Annotated in this window: 18 protein-coding genes; 14 read left to right on the top strand and 4 right to left on the bottom strand. The window is 54.4% G+C overall.

Annotated elements, in window-relative coordinates; genetic code table 11:
* Positions 1-253 precede the first annotated feature (253 nt).
* From AC0JZ1_RS02505 to AC0JZ1_RS02485, 5 genes are all read left to right on the top strand, one after another.
* Positions 254-1432, top strand: coding sequence for a Gfo/Idh/MocA family protein (locus AC0JZ1_RS02505; RefSeq protein ID WP_471880861.1), 1179 nt, complete (start codon positions 254-256; stop codon positions 1430-1432).
* A gap of 11 nt (positions 1433-1443) precedes the next feature.
* Complete coding sequence (locus AC0JZ1_RS02500) at positions 1444-2328, top strand: carbohydrate ABC transporter permease (RefSeq protein WP_471880860.1); 885 nt, start codon at positions 1444-1446, stop codon at positions 2326-2328.
* Complete coding sequence (locus tag AC0JZ1_RS02495; protein WP_471880859.1) at positions 2325-3185, top strand: carbohydrate ABC transporter permease; 861 nt, start codon at positions 2325-2327, stop codon at positions 3183-3185. Before AC0JZ1_RS02500 ends, AC0JZ1_RS02495 begins: the two co-directional genes overlap by 4 nt.
* Before the next feature lie 37 nt (positions 3186-3222).
* On the top strand, positions 3223-4446 hold the full coding sequence (locus AC0JZ1_RS02490; protein WP_471880911.1) for an ABC transporter substrate-binding protein: 1224 nt from the start codon (positions 3223-3225) through the stop codon (positions 4444-4446).
* Positions 4447-4546: 100 nt separating this feature from the next.
* Complete coding sequence (locus AC0JZ1_RS02485; RefSeq protein WP_471880858.1) at positions 4547-5671, top strand: ABC transporter ATP-binding protein; 1125 nt, start codon at positions 4547-4549, stop codon at positions 5669-5671.
* 61 nt (positions 5672-5732) lie between these two features.
* On the opposite strand, the gene AC0JZ1_RS02480 is transcribed toward AC0JZ1_RS02485, so the two are convergent.
* From AC0JZ1_RS02480 to AC0JZ1_RS02470, 3 genes are read right to left on the bottom strand one after another with little or no spacing between them, the layout of a single operon-like run.
* A complete protein-coding gene (locus tag AC0JZ1_RS02480) occupies positions 5733-6845 on the bottom strand; it encodes a D-TA family PLP-dependent enzyme (RefSeq protein ID WP_471880857.1) in 1113 nt (370 codons plus the stop codon).
* On the bottom strand, positions 6842-8317 hold the full coding sequence (locus tag AC0JZ1_RS02475; protein WP_471880856.1) for a M81 family metallopeptidase: 1476 nt from the start codon (positions 8315-8317) through the stop codon (positions 6842-6844). Before AC0JZ1_RS02475 ends, AC0JZ1_RS02480 begins: the two co-directional genes overlap by 4 nt.
* A gap of 32 nt (positions 8318-8349) precedes the next feature.
* Positions 8350-8835 carry a hypothetical protein gene (locus AC0JZ1_RS02470; RefSeq protein ID WP_471880855.1) on the bottom strand — a complete coding sequence of 162 codons (486 nt, stop codon included), beginning with the start codon at positions 8833-8835 and terminating at the stop codon, positions 8350-8352.
* 108 nt (positions 8836-8943) lie between these two features.
* On the opposite strand from AC0JZ1_RS02470, the gene AC0JZ1_RS02465 reads away from it, so the two are divergent.
* From AC0JZ1_RS02465 to AC0JZ1_RS02435, 7 genes are read left to right on the top strand one after another with little or no spacing between them, the layout of a single operon-like run.
* Positions 8944-9330, top strand: a complete 387-nt coding sequence (locus AC0JZ1_RS02465) for a RidA family protein (protein ID WP_471880854.1) — start codon at positions 8944-8946, stop codon at positions 9328-9330.
* 16 nt (positions 9331-9346) lie between these two features.
* On the top strand, positions 9347-10210 hold the full coding sequence (locus tag AC0JZ1_RS02460; RefSeq protein WP_471880853.1) for a MurR/RpiR family transcriptional regulator: 864 nt from the start codon (positions 9347-9349) through the stop codon (positions 10208-10210).
* Positions 10211-10212: 2 nt separating this feature from the next.
* Positions 10213-10989, top strand: coding sequence for an SDR family oxidoreductase (locus AC0JZ1_RS02455; RefSeq protein ID WP_471880852.1), 777 nt, complete (start codon positions 10213-10215; stop codon positions 10987-10989).
* Between the two features lie 60 nt (positions 10990-11049).
* Positions 11050-12975, top strand: a complete 1926-nt coding sequence (locus tag AC0JZ1_RS02450) for a beta-N-acetylhexosaminidase (RefSeq protein WP_471880851.1) — start codon at positions 11050-11052, stop codon at positions 12973-12975.
* 12 nt (positions 12976-12987) lie between these two features.
* The gene (locus tag AC0JZ1_RS02445) at positions 12988-14436 is read left to right on the top strand and encodes a M81 family metallopeptidase (protein WP_471880850.1); all 1449 of its coding nucleotides are present in this window, start codon (positions 12988-12990) and stop codon (positions 14434-14436) included.
* A complete protein-coding gene (locus AC0JZ1_RS02440; protein WP_471880849.1) occupies positions 14433-15650 on the top strand; it encodes an MFS transporter in 1218 nt (405 codons plus the stop codon). Before AC0JZ1_RS02445 ends, AC0JZ1_RS02440 begins: the two co-directional genes overlap by 4 nt.
* A complete protein-coding gene (locus AC0JZ1_RS02435; RefSeq protein WP_471880848.1) occupies positions 15637-16407 on the top strand; it encodes a copper homeostasis protein CutC in 771 nt (256 codons plus the stop codon). The genes AC0JZ1_RS02440 and AC0JZ1_RS02435 overlap by 14 nt, the downstream gene beginning before the upstream one ends.
* Positions 16408-16418: 11 nt before the next feature.
* Here the strand turns inward: AC0JZ1_RS02435 and AC0JZ1_RS02430 are convergent, their stop codons facing one another.
* Positions 16419-16883 carry an Lrp/AsnC family transcriptional regulator gene (locus AC0JZ1_RS02430; protein ID WP_471880847.1) on the bottom strand — a complete coding sequence of 155 codons (465 nt, stop codon included), beginning with the start codon at positions 16881-16883 and terminating at the stop codon, positions 16419-16421.
* 134 nt (positions 16884-17017) lie between these two features.
* Here AC0JZ1_RS02430 and alr point away from each other — a divergent pair, with 134 nt between their 5' ends.
* Positions 17018-18136 carry an alanine racemase gene (gene alr, locus AC0JZ1_RS02425; RefSeq protein ID WP_471880846.1) on the top strand — a complete coding sequence of 373 codons (1119 nt, stop codon included), beginning with the start codon at positions 17018-17020 and terminating at the stop codon, positions 18134-18136.
* Positions 18137-18162: 26 nt separating this feature from the next.
* Complete coding sequence (locus AC0JZ1_RS02420; protein WP_471880845.1) at positions 18163-19416, top strand: D-amino acid dehydrogenase; 1254 nt, start codon at positions 18163-18165, stop codon at positions 19414-19416.
* Positions 19417-19434 lie beyond the last annotated feature (18 nt).

Below are 19434 nucleotides of genomic sequence, written 5' to 3'. Positions count from 1 at the left end.
TGAAATACCGAGCATAATCGGAAAGTCCATATTCTTACTAATTTATTGCTAGACGATTGGACTAGTTTTGGTATTGTCGTCATCGAAAAGGTTACACGGCCTCGCGAGAAAGGCCATCGCGCAGTTTCAAAGGGCTTAGCGAGCCTTTGAAAATTAATTTCATAAGCTGACGGAAAAGTCGGTTTGCCTGTTGACGAAAACTGACATCTGCAACAGTCTATGAAAAATAATTACGAAAATGGGGAACGACGACATGAAGGTCGCTATTATCGGATTGGGTTTTCGACTTGGCTATCTCGGTCAGATCTTCAAGCAGATCGACCCAGATTTCGAAATTGTTGGCTATGTCGATCCTGCGCCGGCAGGCATGGCGCGCCTTGAAGAGGCTGGCATAGCGGCTGGTCGCGCCTATGATACTCCCGAAGCGCTGATCGCAGGCGAGAAGTTCGATCTTCTGATGATTGGTTCCCCCAATCATCTGCATCTGGATCACATTCGCATCGGTCTCGAAGCGGGGCTTACGGTCTTTACCGAAAAGCCGATAGTGATTTCGATTGAGGAGAGCTATGCGCTGGCTTCGCTGTTGAACAGATTTGGTCACGACAGGCTTCTGGTCGGGCTCGTTCTTCGGTACTCGCCGCTTTATCGTGATCTGCGCAAAGCTCAGAACGACGGTCTCTTGGGTGACGTCGTTTCCATTGAGGCTTCAGAACATATCGCTCCCTATCACGGAGCTTTCTTCATGCGCGATTGGCGGCGTTACAGCCGCTACGCAGGAAGTTTCATGCTGGAAAAGTGCTGCCACGATCTCGATCTCTATAATGGGGTCGTTGGCGCTCGCCCTCGTTACGTTGCAAGCTTTGGCGGTCGCAAAAGCTTCATACCAGATAATACGCCAAGTAATGCCGGTATTAACGATCTTGAGCTCTACCATCGCAAGCCCAGCGGCTGGGAAGGCTCCGACAAGGTGTTCGATAGCGATGGCGACATTATCGATTATCAGACCGCTATCGTCGAATATGAGGGCGGCGCCTCGCTGACCTTCCACACCAATCTCAACGTCCCGGATGAATTCCGTCGTTTCTGCGTGATGGGATCGAAAGGAATGGCGGAAGGAGATTTCGTGCGTGGTTTCATGGATGTGCATGATGCGCATTCCAGTGAGAAACGCATCTCAAATCGCTACAAAACGCCGTCAGCTACCTCGCACCATTATGGTGCCGACGAACAAATGGCTGCAGACGTCTTGGCTCATATCAACACCGGCGCAGCGCTTCCTGTCTCTGCTTTGGACGCAATTGAAGCGGGCATTCTAGCGCTTGCCATGGACGAAGCACGCCAGAGCCGTAAGGTTATTGATCTGGGGCCGGTCTGGGAAAGTTACGATGCCTGCCTTCACGGAAACGCCGCCTCCCAGGCGAAATCGGCCTGAGGAGAGACAAGATGGACGCCAAGAAAAGCGCCGTCATCTTTGCCTGGATACTGCTTGCGCCGGCATTGTTTTACGTTCTTCTGATCGTGGCTTATCCGCTGGTCGATACCTTCATCCTCTCCTTCACGGATGCATCGCTTAAGAAGACGACCAACTGGGTTGGCTGGGAAAACTACAATAAGATCTTCAACGCAACTTTTGCGGAAGTCATCCTGCGCACCTTCATCTGGACCTTCTTTTCCGTGTCAATCAAGATGATTATTGGCACCTTCGGCGCCTCTATGCTGAACGCCGCAGTACCGGGCCGTGCGATGTTTCGGGTACTGACCATGCCGCCATGGATCGTACCGATGGCCATTGGCATCTTCATGTGGGGCTGGATGTATAATGGTCAGTTCGGCATGATTTCGGGTCTCTTGCAAAGGTTTGGCATCACGGACGGACCCATCGCATTTCTAGCGCAAGGCTCAACTGCCTTCTGGGCAACGGTTATCACCGATGTATGGATCGGCGTGCCGATGGTGACGCTTTACCTATTGGCTGCCATGCAAGCTATCCCGCAAGACCTTTACGAAGCGGCTTGGACGGATGGCGCAGGTCGCTTCTACCGCTTCCGCCGTATCACCCTGCCTCTGCTCGTTCCGTCCATGATCACTATGTCGATGCTCTCGCTGATTTCGACCTTCAACTCGTTCGACATCATCTGGATTCTCACGCGCGGCGGTCCGAATGGGGAGACGACAACGATGATCATCGATACCTACCGGACGGCTATCGGTTCTTACAAATATGGTGAAGGCGCCGCCCGCGCTGTGCTGATCTGCATATTCCTATCCATCTTCTGCGTTGCGTACTTCCGCATTGTCAGCAAGCTTTCGACGGGAGAACAGAGATGAGAACCCCTCCGGCCCTGATCAATCGATACAAGTGGTATGAGATCCTTGGCATTTACTGCGGAATTGCTGCCTTCCTTATCTTCGTCCTGTCTCCGTTCGTGGAAGGCTTCCTGGTTTCGCTGAAGCCGTTAAGCCAGCTATTCTCATCGCCCTACCGCTTCTGGCCGGAAAATGGGTCCTTTGAAGCCTACCGAACGATGTGGGTCAGCGTTCCAGGGTTTGCGCGCTATATCTTCAATTCGTTCCTGATCTCAGGAATTGTGACACTCGTGGTATTGGCGCTCGTCGTGCCAGCAGCCTACGCGTTTGCGCGCTTCAACTTTCGCGGAAGCGGGCCGCTGCTGGGAGCGTTCCTTGCCGTCAACATGTTTTCCGGCGCCGTTTTGCTGATCCCGCTTTTCCGTCTGATGCGCACTATGGGTCTTCTGAACACCTATTTCGCCATGATCGTCCCGGGCGTCGCATTTCTTATTCCGTCGGCCATCTGGCTCCTGCGAACCTACATGATGCGTATCCCGCGCGAACTGGATGAAGCGGCCTATGTTGATGGCGCGAGCTATTTCTACATTTTACGCCGCGTAATCGTGCCAATCGCAATGCCCGGCATTGTTGTCGTGGCCATCACGACTTTCATTGGCTCGTATGCACAACAATTCATCTACGCGCTGACCTTCAATTCCAAGAGCGAATATATGCCGCTGCCCGTTGGCTTGTTTGCATATTTCGGTCGCCAGGAAGTGGTCTGGAACGAGTTGATGGCGGCAAGTTTTGTCGGCATCGCACCCGCGATGATCGTGATTTTCTTCCTGCAACGATATCTCGTCAGCGGCCTGACCGCGGGCGCGGTGAAACAATAAACAACAACCACCAGAGAATGGGAGACTGACCGTGACAATGACTGTAAAGACTGGGCTTTACGTAATTGCCCTTGCCGCTTCCACGGCACTTGGAACGCTCGGCGCACATGCCGCCGACAAGGAAATTTCTTGGATTTATTGCGGCGACAAGATCGACCCAATCCATGAGAAATACATCAAGGAATGGGAAGGCAAAAATTCGGGCTGGAAGGTCAAGCCTGAAGTTGTTGGCTGGGAACAATGCCAGGACAAGGCCACAACGCTCGCTGCTTCCGGCTCACCAGCTGCAATGGCTTATGTCGGCTCCCGCACACTGAAACAGTTTTCCGAGAACGACATGATCGTTCCCGTTCCGATGACGGATGAGGAAAAGAAGAGTTATTATCCGCATATCGTCGATACAGTGACTGTGGACGGCGAGCAGTGGGGTGTGCCAATCGCGTTCTCCACAAAGGCACTCTATTGGAACAAGGATCTTTTCAAGAGGGCAGGTCTTGATCCAGAAACTCCACCAAAGACCTGGGCTGAAGAGATCGCTTTCGCAAAACAGATCAAGGAAAAAACCGGGGTTGCCGGCTATGGTCTGCCAGCCAAGACTTTCGACAATACCATGCACCAGTTCATGCATTGGGTTTATACCAACAATGGCAAGCTGATTGATGGCGATAAGGTTGTTGCCGATAGTCCAGAAGTCCTTGCAGCCCTGAAGGCCTATAAGGATATCACGCCCTACTCGGTTGAAGGTGCTACCGCATACGAGCAAAACGAAATTCGCGCCATCTTCCTAGACGGCAAAGTCGGTATGATCCAAGCAGGTTCTGGCGCTGCCACACGACTGCAGAAAACAAACATCAACTGGGGCATCGCCACTCTGCCACTGGGGCCTTCTGCCAAGGGTCCGGGCACACTCCTCATCACAGATAGCCTTGCTATCTTTAAGGGCTCAGGCGTAGAGGATAAGGCGATCGAGTTCGCAAAGTTTATCACCTCTCCCGGCCCACAGGGTGAATATGAGCTGCAGGGCGATGCTGGTCTGACACCACTTCGCCCATCGGCCAAAGTCGATGAATTCGTTAAAAAGGACCCCTTCTGGAAGCCGTTGATCGATGGCATCACCTATGGTGGCCCAGAACCCCTCTTCAAGGATTACAAGGGCTTCCAGAACGTTGTAATCGAGATGGTTCAATCGGTTGTGACAGGTAAGGCTGAGCCGGAAGCTGCGCTGAAAAAGGCGGCTGCTGATCTGGAACAGTACAAGTAAGAACCAGGCGGGAAGATGCGGTCGCCACCCCTCGCCCGCATCTTCCTTGCCCATCTCAGCCCTGCAAGCCGCTCGTTCCGGCGAAGAACGGGAGAAGAATTTGGGACAGCTCTATCTCGATAAAGTGCAGAAGTTCTACGGGGACTTCGAGGTGCTGAAAAACATCGGCCTGGAAGTCAAGGATGGCGAATTCGTCGTCTTTGTCGGTCCGTCCGGGTGTGGAAAATCCACGCTGTTACGCATGATTGCAGGCCTTGATTCCACCAGCGCCGGTGACATCGTGATTGACGGTGTGCGGGTCAACGACAAGCCGCCTGTACAGCGCGGTATCGCTATGGTGTTTCAGTCCTACGCGCTTTATCCACATATGACTGTGTTTGAAAACATAGCCTTTCCTTTACGTGTTGAGGGTTTGTCTGAAGATAAGATCCGCCAAAAGGTGGAAGGTGTCGCAAAAATCCTGCAACTGGATAAGCGCCTGCAACAGAAACCAGGAATGCTGTCCGGCGGCCAGCGTCAGCGTGTTGCGATTGGTCGTGCGATTGTGCGGGAGCCTAAGATATTCCTGTTCGATGAACCGCTTTCTAACCTAGATGCCGCCCTACGTGCCGACATGCGCATCGAGCTTTCCAAGTTGCACCGCGATCTCAAGGCAACGATGATCTATGTTACGCACGATCAGGTTGAAGCCATGACAATGGCTGACCGGATTGTTGTCCTGAATGCTGGCGACATTGCTCAGGTGGGCGCCCCTCTGGAGCTTTACCACAAGCCGCAAAACCTGTTTGTGGCGAGCTTTATTGGCAATCCCAAGATGAATTTTGTGCCGGTGACATGCGAGAGTATCAGTGAAGCAGGTGTCACTGTTCGCTTTGGCGAACAGACCATCACTGTGCCGGTAACACCGCGGGGAGACCTTGTGGGCGAGCCTTTGACACTTGGTATTCGCCCGGAACACCTATTGCTGAACGGCGGAGATCTCAAAATTGGAATGGTCCCATCCGTCATAGAAAGGCTTGGTGTCAACACGGTTTCCTACGCTTCGCTCAGCACCGGAGAAGCCTTCTGTGCTTTGCTTCCGGGTTCCGCCGCCTTGCGCGTGGATGAGCAGGTGACCGCGGGAATTCGGGCCGCAGATTGCCATCTCTTCGATGATAAGGGGCAGGCACTCGAAAGACACGTTGACTGGCGGAAATTGGAAATGCCCGAGGTTTCTGCGGCTTGACCCCTAAAGACAAAGCACCCGCCGACTAAGTTTAGCGGGTGCTTTGATCATTATCGGTTGGTCACCACACCAAACCCCTCGCTGCGACATCTTCTATACGCGTCACGATGCCAGCCTTATGGAAAGTCATCTTGTCGAACAGGTTTGACACGACGCAGGTATGATTTGGAACGATGCGAACACGCTCCCCAATTTCCGGCCTTATACCATCGACGCCAGATATATCGACAGTCGCATGTTCCTCTGAAAGGCCTGTGATAATAGCCTCCGGGAACTCAAGGATGTGGCCGTAGTCGGAAAATCCCAAAAGGTCGGACGTCAAAGCTTTGGAGCCTGCGTCGAGAATAACGCGATCTGGCGTCGGGCGTGAAACGACTGTGGCCAATATATGCATGGCGCAATCATCCAGCGTGCAATGCCCGGCCCGTGCCATGGCGCGGTCATTATAGATATAGGTCCCTGCCCGATGTTCGGTGGCAGACGGCACAAGATGTGCGCGAAACAAGCTTGGGGTGCCACCGTTGGAGCGAATGCGGCATTCGATGCCATCAACAGCGAGATAGGCCATTGTCGCGATGAAGAAATGCTCGACCGCTTCTTCCGTATTTGCCTTTGGATAGGTCATGATACCACCAAAAACGAGGCTTTTGCTGGCGACGATGCCACGTGCCAAGGCAGCCGCCTCATCCGCCGTCTGCACCCCGCAGCGCCCGCCACCTGTGTCGCACTCGACAAGAACCGTCAGCGGCTTTCTTCCGGTGAAATAAGCCGCGAGACTGGTAACGGTCACGATGCTATCGGCTACGACCTTGAGGTCCGAAATCTGCTCGTTGAGGGCAGCCAGTCGCTCTAGCTTTCCCTCGCCTAAAATATTGAACGTAATTAGGATGTCCTGAAAGCCTTGAGCCGCGAAGATCTCAGCCTCCGTAATTTTCTGGCAATTGATGCCGCGTGCGCCAGCATCCACCTGCTGACGGGCCACTGCTGGAATCTTATGGGTCTTGATATGCGGACGGAACGCCAGATGATGTGCGTTCATATAGCTCTGAACCCGCTCGATATTCGCTGCGAGCCGATCCTCATCGATGACTGGTATCGGTGTCGAAAGGCTGGAAAGCGCATCTCCCGGCTTAGGCTGCGGCAATTCGGCGGGGAAACGCGTTGTGATAGTCATGCTTCTGCAGCCTCTGTTCCATGCGGATCGGCCATGATGGGCCAGATATCCCGCCGCGCATACCTGTAGGGCGTCACAGCAGGATTGTTGGGATAGGGCGTGCCAGCCGAGCAGTAAAGGATATGCGAAGCAATCTTGGAGAATGCGGCATAGAAATGGTTGGTCGATTTGATGACCAATATATCCTTGGTTAACGGATCGATGCCCAGAGCAGTGAAGAGGGAGGGATCATAGCTCTGTACCCGTACCGAACTGAGAATAATATCGATGCCTTCAAGTCGAATATGCGCCGCATCGCCAAAAGGCGCGATGCTATCACCGAATCGCATCTCTGCATTTGGCTGAAGTTTAACGACCCTGACCCGACCATCCACCGGATGCCCCGTGCCGGGAGCCGATTTCGCACCGAACCGTAGAGGGATTTCAGCCCCCTCGCCTGCCGCCATGCAGATCTGTACAGCAACAGGATCCCATATCATCCCGACGGCAACATTTGAGAGGCCCCGAGAGAGAAGCTCAGCAAGGATAACAGTTGCATCGCCAGCTGTTCCACCGCCCGGATTATCCCACATATCAGCAATGACAACCGGACCCGGTGAAGCCCGCAGCGCCTGAGAAATTGCTTCTTTCTCGTCCATCGATGGCATCATAAACGTGCCGCGCTTGGCAAAAAGCTCAAGTCCAAGGCTTCTAGCCAGCGCCTCCCCCTTATCCGGCTTGCCGTTCGTGACGGCAATGACCTTGGTGCCCATCTCCGGTACATCGCCAGCCATGAAGCCATGGATGACCGAAAGGGAGAGGATGTCCTTATCGTTCCCCTCGATCTCTTTCATCTTGTCCACGAAGGAGCGCATCGGTTCTTTGGATGTCGGAAAAACATCGATCATGCGGCAATCGAATACCGACATGACGGGCGCAATACGCCCCTCCAGCGTGTCCACAGCAAGGCGCCATAGATCATCCGCTCGATCGACAAAGTCTGTGTGAGGAAACTCCTTGAAGACCACGAAAAAATCGGCTGCATCCAACCGTTTCGCCGTCAGATGGCTATGCGGGTCCAATTCCGCGCATAGCAAGACATCCGGGCCGATGATCTGCCGAATGCGTGCCAGCAGATCACCCTCAGGGTCGAGATAACCATCCGCAACCATGGCACCATGTAACCCCAGCACAACGCCATCCACCGGAAGCGCAGCTTTCAGCTGATCCAAAATTTCATCGCGTAAACTTTCAAAGGCTACACGATTGATAAGCCCGGCGGGGTCTGCCCAGGCAGCGGTTCCTTCAATCAAGGTCCAGCCTTTGTCCGCGCAGACTTTGCGACCAACGGTTATTGGTGCTGTGCAAAGTGTGGGCGTCGCAGGATGCTGCCCTGGCGGCGCATAAAGCGATTCCTCAAACGCACGGCGATCAATGCAAATCGGTGCGAAAGTGTTGGTTTCCGTGGCCAAGGCAGCTGTAAATATACGCACGGCTCATGCTTTCATAGAGGTGGTTAAGGCGATCAACCCATCGGGTTTGGCAGGTAGCCAGTGAAGCCGGAAATCTTCCAGTGCCCCTGATGAAGGCGGCAGTAATAAAGTGTCTGCCATTTCATCACATCAAAACTGCCATCCGCCTTGCGGATACCGCCATCGAATTTTTTCCGCACAAGTGCGGTTTCGCCTTCGATCTCGATCTCTTCTAGAGTTGTGGTCGTAAAAATTGCGGTTCGCGGATCTTCCCCATAGCGTTCGGAGGCGAAATCGCGCGCCTGTTGCAGCCATTCGTCACGGTAGGCAGCAAGACTGGGAAAAGCCAGCTTCCAACGATCTGGATTAGGGTCCCCATTGCCGGAAATGCCGATGAAGCCCTCTTCTATAAAGTCATTCGCCACCATCGACCAATCAGCCGAAAGAAATGCATCGATATCCCGCGGAACCAACATGTGCCAAATCGCGTGGCGAGCTTCGTCAGATTTAGGGAAAGGGTTGCTGAAGGGATCGCGCATGACACACCTGATCTAAATTATTTTCACAAAAACCGAAATTCTCTAGCCAAATTCTCGTGAATATGGTCCAGTGTCAACAATTGAAGAAAACAATTTCCATGAGGCACTATGTCAATCATTCGTTATGGAGCGGAAAAAGCAGGGGCTGGCGGCCAGCGACTCCCTTTCGCACGTGCAGTGGAAGCTGATGGGTGGCTGCACGTGTCGGGACAGGTTGCCATGCAGGATGGCGAAATCATCAACGGAGGTATCGTTGAGCAGTCGCACAAGGCGATTGAAAACCTGATCGCCATTCTTCATGAAGCTGGGTATGGCGTTGAGCATGTCGTGCGCTGTGGGGTCTGGCTGGATGATCCAAGAGATTTTTGGAGCTTCAACAAGATCTACCAAGGCTATTTTGGCGAGCATCCGCCCGCTCGCGCCTGTGTCCAAGCCAGCATGATGGTGGATTGCAAGGTTGAAATCGACTGCATAGCGTACAAGCCCAAGGTTTGATTAGGGCTATACTTCGATGGATATTTTCGCGACCATTCAGGAAGAACGCAGTCAGTTTTCGACATCCGAGCAGAGGATTGCCGACATTCTGCTTGGGGACGTCGATTTTGCCGTCAACGCATCCATCATCGAATTGGCCGAGAAGGCCGAAGTCTCTCCCCCCACGGTCACCCGCTTTTGCCGTCGGCTTGGCTGCCAAAACTTCTCGGATTTCAAGGTAAGGCTGGCGAAGACCGCATTTGTCGGTGTTCGATATCTAAATCCAGAGGCAAAAAGCACAGAACCTGCCGATGTCGCGGAAGATATCATTACCAAAGCGCAAAACGCCCTTTATTTGATCCACCGTTCTCTAGATCCAGTGATGCTGGAAAAGGCGGCAGACAGATTGTCTCGTGCCGATATGGTCTATGCCTTCGGCTCTGGCGGCAATTCCTCGATGATCGCAAGAGAGCTGCAGAACCGCCTGTTTCGCCTTGGCTCTCGTGTTACCGCCAGCAATGACCACAATATGCAATTGATGTTGGCTGCAGCCGCCCACAGCAATGATGTTTTGATTGGCTCATCCTTTTCTGGCCGAAACATGGAATTAGTGCGTTGCTTCAAGCTCGCGCATGAGAACGGCATCAGCACCATCGCCCTCACCCAAAGTGGCAGCCCCGTGGCGGAAGCGGCGGAAACGGTGATCGGCATCGACCTACCCGAAGGCGATAACATCTATCGCCCAACCTCCACTCGTTTTGCCTTTCTGGCAGTCGTGGACATTCTTGCGAGCCTGGTCGCTTATCGGAACCGCAAGCTCTCCACGGTCACTCTTCGCCATATCAAGCAGCAACTGGTCGAACACCGGGATGGCGACGACCGACAAATCCTGGGAGATTAGCCATGTCAGTTTCCGTCGCAATTGTTACGGGCGCTGCGGGCGATATTGGCCGCGCCATCGCAAAGCGACTGACGGAAAGCCATGACATCGTTGCGCTTGTCGATATTGACGGAGCAGCGCTTGAAGGCGCCACTAAAATTCTTGGTCTGGACCATCGCTTCGTACCGATCACATGCGATGTAACGGATGAAACAAGTGTCTCGCAAATGGCTGCGACCGTTGCATCCTTTGGGGAAGCGACAACACTCATCAACAACGCAGGGGCAGCCAGAGCGGTTTCTCTGCATGATACGGACGCCAGAATCTGGCGGCAGGATGCGGCCCTCAACCTGGAAGCTGCGTTTTTGACGTTCCGCGCGCTGGAGGAGCCGCTGAAGCGGCGCTCTGGATCTGTTGTGAATATAGCCTCCGTCAATGGAATGGCTGTTTTCGGACATCCGGCCTATAGCGCCGCGAAAGCAGGCCTTATTCATCTCACCAAGCTCATTGCCGTCGAATACGGGAAATTCGGCATTCGAGCCAATGCGGTTGCGCCCGGCACGGTCCGCACCCAGGCGTGGGAAGCACGGGCCCAAGCAAATCCGCAGGTCTTTGATGAGGCAAAGCGCTGGTATGCGCTTCGTCGCATTGCTACGGCGCAGGATGTCGCCAATGCGGTTTTCTTTCTTGCAAGCGAACAGGCCGCAGCAATTACCGGTGTATGCCTGCCTGTGGACTGCGGATTGACCGCCGGTCAGGCCGAACTCGCCCGCACATTCTCGCAATCGGAACACTACTAAATTTGCCTCTCGTACCGCCTTGGGAGGCAGCGTTGAAGGCAAGCAGAAAAAGGGAACATCATGGCCAATATCAGCCTTCGTCTCGAAAATTCCTGGGAGCCTGTCGAGAGTGATCCTTGTGGCCGCTTTGTCTTTACCCTGACCAATCTATCGGATAAGCCGATCAGCGACTTCCAGCTCGCCTATACTTCCCTGACGCGCATCAAGGATTCCGAGACGCCGTTTTGCGAAAATGCCGTCTTCTTGCGTCGTAATGCAAACTTTCATCAGTTTGCTCCCCATGAGGGATTGGTGCTGCATCCGGGGAAATCCTGGCGCTTCACCGTCGCCCCCCTGTGGCGTCCAGCACGCCACCGCACGGACGGCGCGAAATCCGCCTATCTCACTTTGAGCGATGGAAGCCACGTTGACGTGAGCGTGGATGACACCTTGCTTTCAGGTCGGCCAGCTGAGCCTGCGCCTGAACTTATGCCAGCTGGCGAATTAAGCGAACCCTTCTTTTTGCTGCCATGGCCCGCAGCTTCAGCGCTTGACGCCGGAGACGCTGTACCGGTAGCGCTTTATCCGGCGGATAGTGCAAGTCTTGCTGATCGTAGAGCCATGATGGAGGTGGGAACCCTTTACCGGCGCCTTTTCCAGATTGGCCACCAGCCGTTTGCTCAAACTGCAGTGCACCAAGGCCGCTCCATCCATTTCAAGCAGGATGATGGATTGCCAGACGAAGCATTTCGTCTGTCGTTCGAGGATGAGATCAAGCTGACTTATGGCAATCATGCAGGACGGCAATATGGCTTGACGGCCCTTGCCCAGCTTCTCCACGGGGCAAGGGTAAAGCCGCAAAGCTTCCGCTTCCCCGCTTCTGGGACCATCCAAGACGCCCCGCGTTACGGCTGGCGCGGCTGCCATCTGGATGTGTCCCGCCAGTTTTATCCCGTGGCGGATGTTCTCCGCCTCATCGATATCATGGCCTGGATGCGGCTCAATATCTTCCATTGGCACCTTAGCGATGACGAGGCTTGGCGGCTTGAAATCAAGGCCTACCCACAACTGACGACCCGTGGCGTTTTGCGAGGACCTGACGAGCCTATGCTACCGCAGCTTGGTAACGGTGCAGAGCCGGTCGGTGGTTTCTACTCGCAGGAGGATGTGCGCCTTATCGTTGGGCATGCGGCTAACCTCAACGTTGAAGTAGTGCCGGAAATAGATATTCCGGGTCACAGCACCGCAACACTCGTCGCCCTTCCAGAATTGGTTGATGGCCAGGAAGCGCCGGACAGCTATCGTTCGGTTCAAGGCTATCCCAACAACGCCCTCAATCCGGCCATTGATCTTACCTACGAATTCTTGGGTAAGGTTTTTGATGAGATGGTTGAGCTGTTCCCATCCAAACTCATCCATATTGGTGGCGATGAGGTTGCGGCAAATACCTGGATGGCCTCCCCGCTTGCGCGCAATTTGATGGAGCGAGAGGGTATCGAAGGCACCTTTGGTCTGCAAAGCTATTTCATGAAGCGTGTTCAAGTCATGCTGAACGAGCGCGGTAAACGATTGGCGGGTTGGGATGAAGTCTCCCACGGTGGCGGCGTGCATCCTGAAGGCACGCTGCTGATGGCTTGGCAAAAACCGGAAGTGGGTGTTGAACTGGCAAAGCAAGGCTATGATGTCGTCATGACACCAGGGCAGGCCTATTACCTCGACATGGTGCAGGACGAGGCTTTCCAAGAGCCGGGCGGCAGCTGGGCTGGTACCGTTCCGCCAAAGCATACCTACACCTATGAGGCAGTCGGCGAATTTCCCGACGAACTCAAGGAGCGCATGCGCGGTGTACAGGCCTGCATCTGGTCGGAGCATTTTCTCAACCGCGACTATTTCAACCATCTCGTTTTCCCCCGTCTGGGTGCCGTTGCCGAAGCTGCGTGGACACTGCCCGCGAACAAGGACTGGATGCGTTTTTGCGCGCTCAGCCCACTGATGCCGAAGCTTTGAGGGAAATCTGTCATGACTTTTAGAATTGCCGTTGGCGGCATTCACACAGAATGCTCCACTTCATCACCCGTATTGATGCAGCCGGATGATTTTAGGGTGCTTCGCGCAGAGGAATTGTTGAAGGCGGATTATTTTAACTTTCTGGACGCGGATGGTGTGGTCCACATGCCGCTTTTGCATGCCCGTGCTGTGCCGGGCGGTCCTGTTGCGCGGCATACCTATGAAGCATTCAAGGCGGAGTTTCTGGCCCTTCTCAAGGCAAGTCTCCCCTTGGACGGACTTTATCTTGCCATGCATGGCGCGATGAACGTTGAAGGCATGGATGATGCGGAAGGGGATTGGATTTCGTCTGTCCGTGAGATTGTGGGCCCAAATCTACCAATCGCTGCCAGTTACGACCTTCATGGTAACGTGACGCAGAAGATCATCGATCAGCTGGATATCTTTGCGGCCTATCGAACCGCGCCGCATATCGACGTTCGTGAAACTATGGTGCGCGCGTGGTCCATGCTCGTTAAGTCGCTGCGCACGGGTGTAAAGCCAGGTATCGCATGGGCACCAGTACCTGTTCTCCTGCCCGGAGAGCGAACCTCGACCGAGGATGAACCGGCCAACAGTCTCTATGCTGCCTTGGACCAGCACGACACCATGGCCGGTGTCTGGGACGCAAATCTGATGGTTGGCTATGTCTGGGCAGATGAGCCGCGCGCAACGGCCTGTGCTGTCGTTACGGGCATCGATCAGCCAGCCGCGGTGAAGGCCGCAGAAGCAATCGCGCAATCCTACTGGGATGCACGCGAAGAATTTTGCTTCGGTCCAGTCACCGCCCGATTAGCCGATGTTCTGGACCTCGCTGAAAATGCGCAAACACGTCCCGTCATTCTTGCGGACTCTGGAGACAACCCCACTGGCGGGGGCGTGGGTGATAGGGCAGATGTACTCAAGGCGCTCATTGAACGCGATTTTCAGGGCGCAGTGATCGGCGGAATTACCGATAAACCGGCTGTGGATGCCTGCTTTGCAGCAGGTCTAGGCGCGACGCTGACGCTCAAGATAGGCGGCTCTCTGGACCCTGCAAGTCCAAGCGTTGAGACACAGATCAAGGTGACGGGCCTGGATGATCCCGGAGATGCGTCCGAGCGACAAGCTGTTATCGAGATCGGTGGCATCACCCTCATTCTTGCGGCCCGCAGAAGGCCTTACCACAATCTCTCGGATTTCGAACGGCACGGCATTGACCCGAGATCGGTGAGGCTGCTTGTCGTGAAGTCTGGTTATCTTTCGCCAGAGCTTGCACCCATCGCCAACCCCAACCTGATGGCCTTGACGGATGGTGTCATCAATCAAGATATCGAGATGCTTGTGAACAAGCGGCGCGTCCAGCCGACATATCCATTCCAGAAGGAGTTCGACTTCCAGGCAACAGCCAAACTTTCCGCTAGATGGGTGAAGATGCCGTGACAACTGCATTGCGCACCACTTGGGCTGATCCCACGCTCAGGGCTTCTGCGCTGGCAATTTTCTTCTTCGGAACGACAGGCGCTGCAACATCGCCCTATCAATCCATCATTGGCATTCAAGAGCTTGGTCTTTCTGATTCCAACTACGCTTCGCTCATGTTTGCGGCAGCCATTATCAATGTCACGGCGGCCGTGGTGATGGGTATTATCGCAGATCGGATGGGTGACTATCGCAGCTCCATTCTTTACGTGTCGCTATTTGGCGTCGCGGGTTATGCCGTCGTTTATTTCGCAGCCTCTGCCCCGGCATTTGTCATATCCAAGCTTCTGCTATTGCCAATATTCGGCGCGCTCAATTCGCTGATTTTTGCAAATGTGCGCGCAAGTTCCAGAAAATTCTCATCCGGGCAGCTCGCTGGTATTAACTCCACCATCCGTGCCACGATCTCATTGTCTTGGGTGCTCATGCCTGGGGTTGTCGGCATTTTGCTCGCCGGCGCCAGTTCCATGCTGTTTGCTTATCTGGTTGCTACCCTTGCGGCAGCCGGGTGCTTCGTGCTCGGTGCATTTTACCTGCCAAGATCTGAGGCGGTTCCGAGAGACCGTAATGAAGCCCGCTATCGCTTCCTCTCTTCTCTCAAGGAGGTTTTGGAGCCCCGCGTGGCACTTCGCATTTCCGCCATCGCTTTGATTTGCTCCATGTTGCATATCAACGACGCGGTGAGACCGCTCATTGTGACCGGCAAAGCAAGGGGCAGCGTCGCAGACCTCGGGATTATTGTCGGCATAGTCGCAGCACTTGAGATTGTGTTCATTCTGGCTTGGGGGAAGGCGGAAAGATGGTTGAAGCCGGTAAGAGCCTTAGCCATCGGCGCAGCACTTTATGCAATTTATTTGGTGCTTCAGGGGCTGGCCACAGAGCGCTGGCACGTTTATGCGCAAACCGTCATCAGCGGGGTTGCTGCGGCCGCCATTATCAGCCTGCCCATTACGTATTTGCAGGATCTCATTGCGGATAGACCCGGCCTGGGCAGTTCCTTGATCGCAGTGAACATCTTTCTGAGCGCGGGTCTAAGTGCTGGTGTGTTTGCCCTTGGAACCAGAATCGGTGACTATTCGTTCGCATCGATCCTGGGTGCCATTGTCGGCGGCTGTGGGATCATACTGCTCGTGGCTCTCGAGGCCGGAAGGGATAAACGGAATGCATCAGGCTGACAGCAAACCAGCCGCACCGGTTTTAGAAATCTGCGTTGATAATGCGGAAGGCCTTTTTGCCGCAATCGAAGGCGGGGCAGACCGCATAGAGTTATGTTCTGCATTATCGGTTGGTGGGCTCACCCCTTCATATGGCTTCATGGAATTGGCTGGCAGGCAGGCGGTTCCGGTATTGGCTATGATCCGTCCGCGCGGGGGTAATTTCATATTCTCTACGGAAGAGGTGGAGCTTATGAAGGCGGATATCGATGCCGCCCGTGCAGCTGGTCTTGCAGGTGTCGTTCTGGGTGCGACAACACTGGATAGCCGCTTGGACCGAGAAAGCCTTAATCTTCTTTGCCGCCATGCAGATGGGCTGGACCTCACTTTACATCGAGCGTTCGATGTTGTGGAGGATCAGATAGACGCGTTGGAAACGGCTATCGACCTCGGCTTCTCCCGAATTCTGACGTCTGGCGGTATGCCAACCGCCCTGCAAGGAAAGCAAATATTGTCCATGTTGGTGGCACAAGCTGCTGGCCGCGTCACCATCATGCCGGGTTCGGGCGTGCGCCCGGCCAATGCTGCTGAGCTTTTGGCTGACCTTTCAGTGAGTGAGATTCACGCATCGTGCTCCATCCGTTTCAGTGAAGAAAATAAGCAGCTTCTAGACTTAAGCTTTGCGGCCAAGGAGATGTTAAAAACGGATGCAGCAACAGTGAAGGCGCTAAAATCGATAGTTTTGGAGGCTGTTCAGGCTCACGCTGCCATGGCCTGATACGCTTCAGGTCAGCGTCTGCGACCACGCGCACTCAACGCATTGCGGATGGAAAAACTTGAATGAATGCGGGTAACGCCAGGTAGCTTCGAGAGAATATCCGTGTGGATGGCTTCGAACTCACGCGGGCTGGCTACTTCCACCCGCAGGAAATAATCCCAATCACCTGTCATGAGATAGCATTCGCGGATTTCCGGGCGCTTGCGCACGGCATCTTCAAAGCGGTTCAGGGAATCTTCGGTTTGGCGATCCAGTGTGATATTGATCATGACCGCCAATGTGCTTCCTTCTTCGCCGGAGCCAATCAAAGCGGTGTATCCGCGAATAACACCGGTCTCTTCCAGAATTTTAATGCGCCGCAGGCAGGCAGACGGTGAAAGGCCAACTTCTTCCGCCATCTTGGCGCTGCTGATCCGGGCGTCCAGTCGCAGCAGACGGATGATGTTTCGGTCGATTGCATCAAGAGCGGAGGCCATATTCTCGTTTCCGTCACAAATACTCTGTTTTCGCGCTCGATTCTCGCATATCCGCCTGAAACAATCAATAAACGCGAATTCTGCGCATGATTATGAAGCTATCCTCAAAAGCACAAGGGTGGTGAGGGCAAGCCATGGATATGATTTCGTCAAGTGAGAGACAGAGAGCTGGCGCATCGGGCTTGCTGACGGTTGATCTTGCCGCTCTCAAGCGAAACTACAGACGCGTGGTTCAGACGGTTTCGCCAGCGCGCGCTGCAAGCGTTGTCAAGGCTGATGCCTACGGCCTTGGTGCTGCACGTATCAGTCAGGCCCTTTATGAGGAAGGATGTCGCGATTTCTTCGTCGCTCATTATGGGGAAGCGGTTGAATTGCGCCCCCTTCTCCCACGGGATGCAGATATCTACGTTCTGAACGGGCTGCAGCCCGGCGTCGAGATAGATTGCGCATCGCGTGGCATTGTCCCTGTTTTAAATTGCTTGGAGCAAGTGAGCCGTTGGCGGGTGACCGCCCATATGCATGGCCGGGCACTACCGGCTATCCTGCAGTTCGATACTGGTATGTCACGCCTTGGCATGTCTCGGGATGAGGCGGAAGCTTTGGCATCTGATGCTTCGCTGTTAGGGGGCATCGAGCTCCGCTACATCATGAGCCATCTTGCCTGCGCCGATGAAGCGGAAGATCCACACAATGCGCGGCAGGCGCGACAGATGGAGCGCTTCTCGGATATTTTCCCCGGCGTGCCGGTTTCATTCGGCAATTCTGGAGGGTCATTCCTCGGTGAGAGATTTCATGGCGATTTGGTTCGTCCAGGCATTGCCCTCTACGGTGGTCGTTCTACGGATGTACTCGAGCGTCCCATGGAACCTGTTATTAAAATTGAGGGCGCTGTTATCCAGACGCGCCTTATCGCCGCTGGCACGGATGTAGGATATTCCGCAACCTATACGGCGCCTGACGAACGGCGCACGGCCATGGTTTCACTCGGTTACGCTGATGGCATTCTCCGGTCCCTCAGCAGCCGTGGCGCATTTTTCCATAAGGGTTACCGCTTGCCGATCCTCGGACGCGTCTCCATGGATAGCACGATTATCGACATTACGGATGTGCCGGACGGCGACATCAAGCTTGGCACGATGGTTGAATTCATTGGAGACAGCCAGTCACTGGAACAAGTCGCCGAAGAGGCAGGCACCATCTCCTGGGAAGTTCTGACGAGCATCGGTCATCGCTATCATCGTCACTATATCTAACATCACAGACATTACGGATCACCTCCATGAAAATTACAATTCTCGGCGCAGGCGTGATTGGTGTTACCTCCGCATATTATCTTGCCAAGGCAGGACATGAGGTAACTGTTCTGGACCGTCAAGAAGGCCCCGCTTTGGAAACCAGCTTTGCCAATGCGGGTGAGGTTTCCTTCGGATACTGCTCGCCTTGGGCCGCGCCCGGAATCCCACAGAAGGCCCTGAAGTGGATCTTCATGGAGCATGCGCCCCTGATCCTGCGACCAAAGATGGACATGGCGATGCTGGGTTGGATGTTGAAGATGCTGCGCAACTGCACGTCTGAACGCTACGCCTTGAACAAGAGCCGCATGTTGCGGCTTGCAGACTACAGCCGGCTTGCCCTGGCGGAGGTGCGCACCGAAACCAACGTGGATTACGACCAGCGCATGCAGGGCACTCTACAGCTTTTCCGCACGCAGGCACAATTGGATGCATCTGCCAAGGATGTGAAAGCGCTGGCGGCCGATGGCATTCCTTTCGAAGTGCTTGATCCTGCAGGCTGCATTCGCATAGAGCCAGCTTTGGCGCATGTGCGTGAGAAGATCGTCGGCGGCCTGCTGACGCCGAAAGACGAAACGGGTGATTGCTTCAAATTCACCAACATTCTGGCAGATAAATCCACTTCAATGGGTGTCCGTTTCGAATGGGGCGTCAACATCAAGGCTCTGGATGTCGAAGGTGGCGAGATACGCGGCGTCTTTACGGATCGCGGCCTCATCAATTCGGATGCGGTTGTCGTGGCGCTCGGCAGCTATTCCCCACTGTTGCTGAAGCCGCATGACATTCAACTGCCCGTCTACCCCGTCAAAGGCTATTCCTTGACGATCCCGATTGTGGATGAAAGCCGTGCACCGGAATCCACCGTGATGGACGAAACCTATAAGATCGCCATCACGCGACTTGGTGATCGTATCCGCGTTGGCGGGATGGCGGAAATCTCAGGCTATACCAACGATCTGGGCCAGGCGCGCCGCCGCACGCTGGAGCACTCTGTCACCGATCTGTTTCCGGGTGGCGATATCTCGAAAGCCAATTTCTGGTCTGGCCTTCGTCCCATGACGCCGGATGGAACACCGGTAATTGGGGCTACCAAGATCCGGAATCTCTTCCTCAATACAGGCCATGGAACCCTTGGCTGGACCATGAGCTGCGGTTCAGCAAAGGTGTTGGCGGATATCGTCGGCGGCAAAAAGGCGGATATCGAGACCAGAGATCTAGCGGTTACACGCTACGCAGCGTAGCGTTCCGATGAGTTGCGA

Source organism: Affinirhizobium capsici (assembly GCF_977018625.1).
Note: the sequence above shows the minus strand (reverse complement) of the source record. Positions and strands in the feature narration are given on the sequence as shown.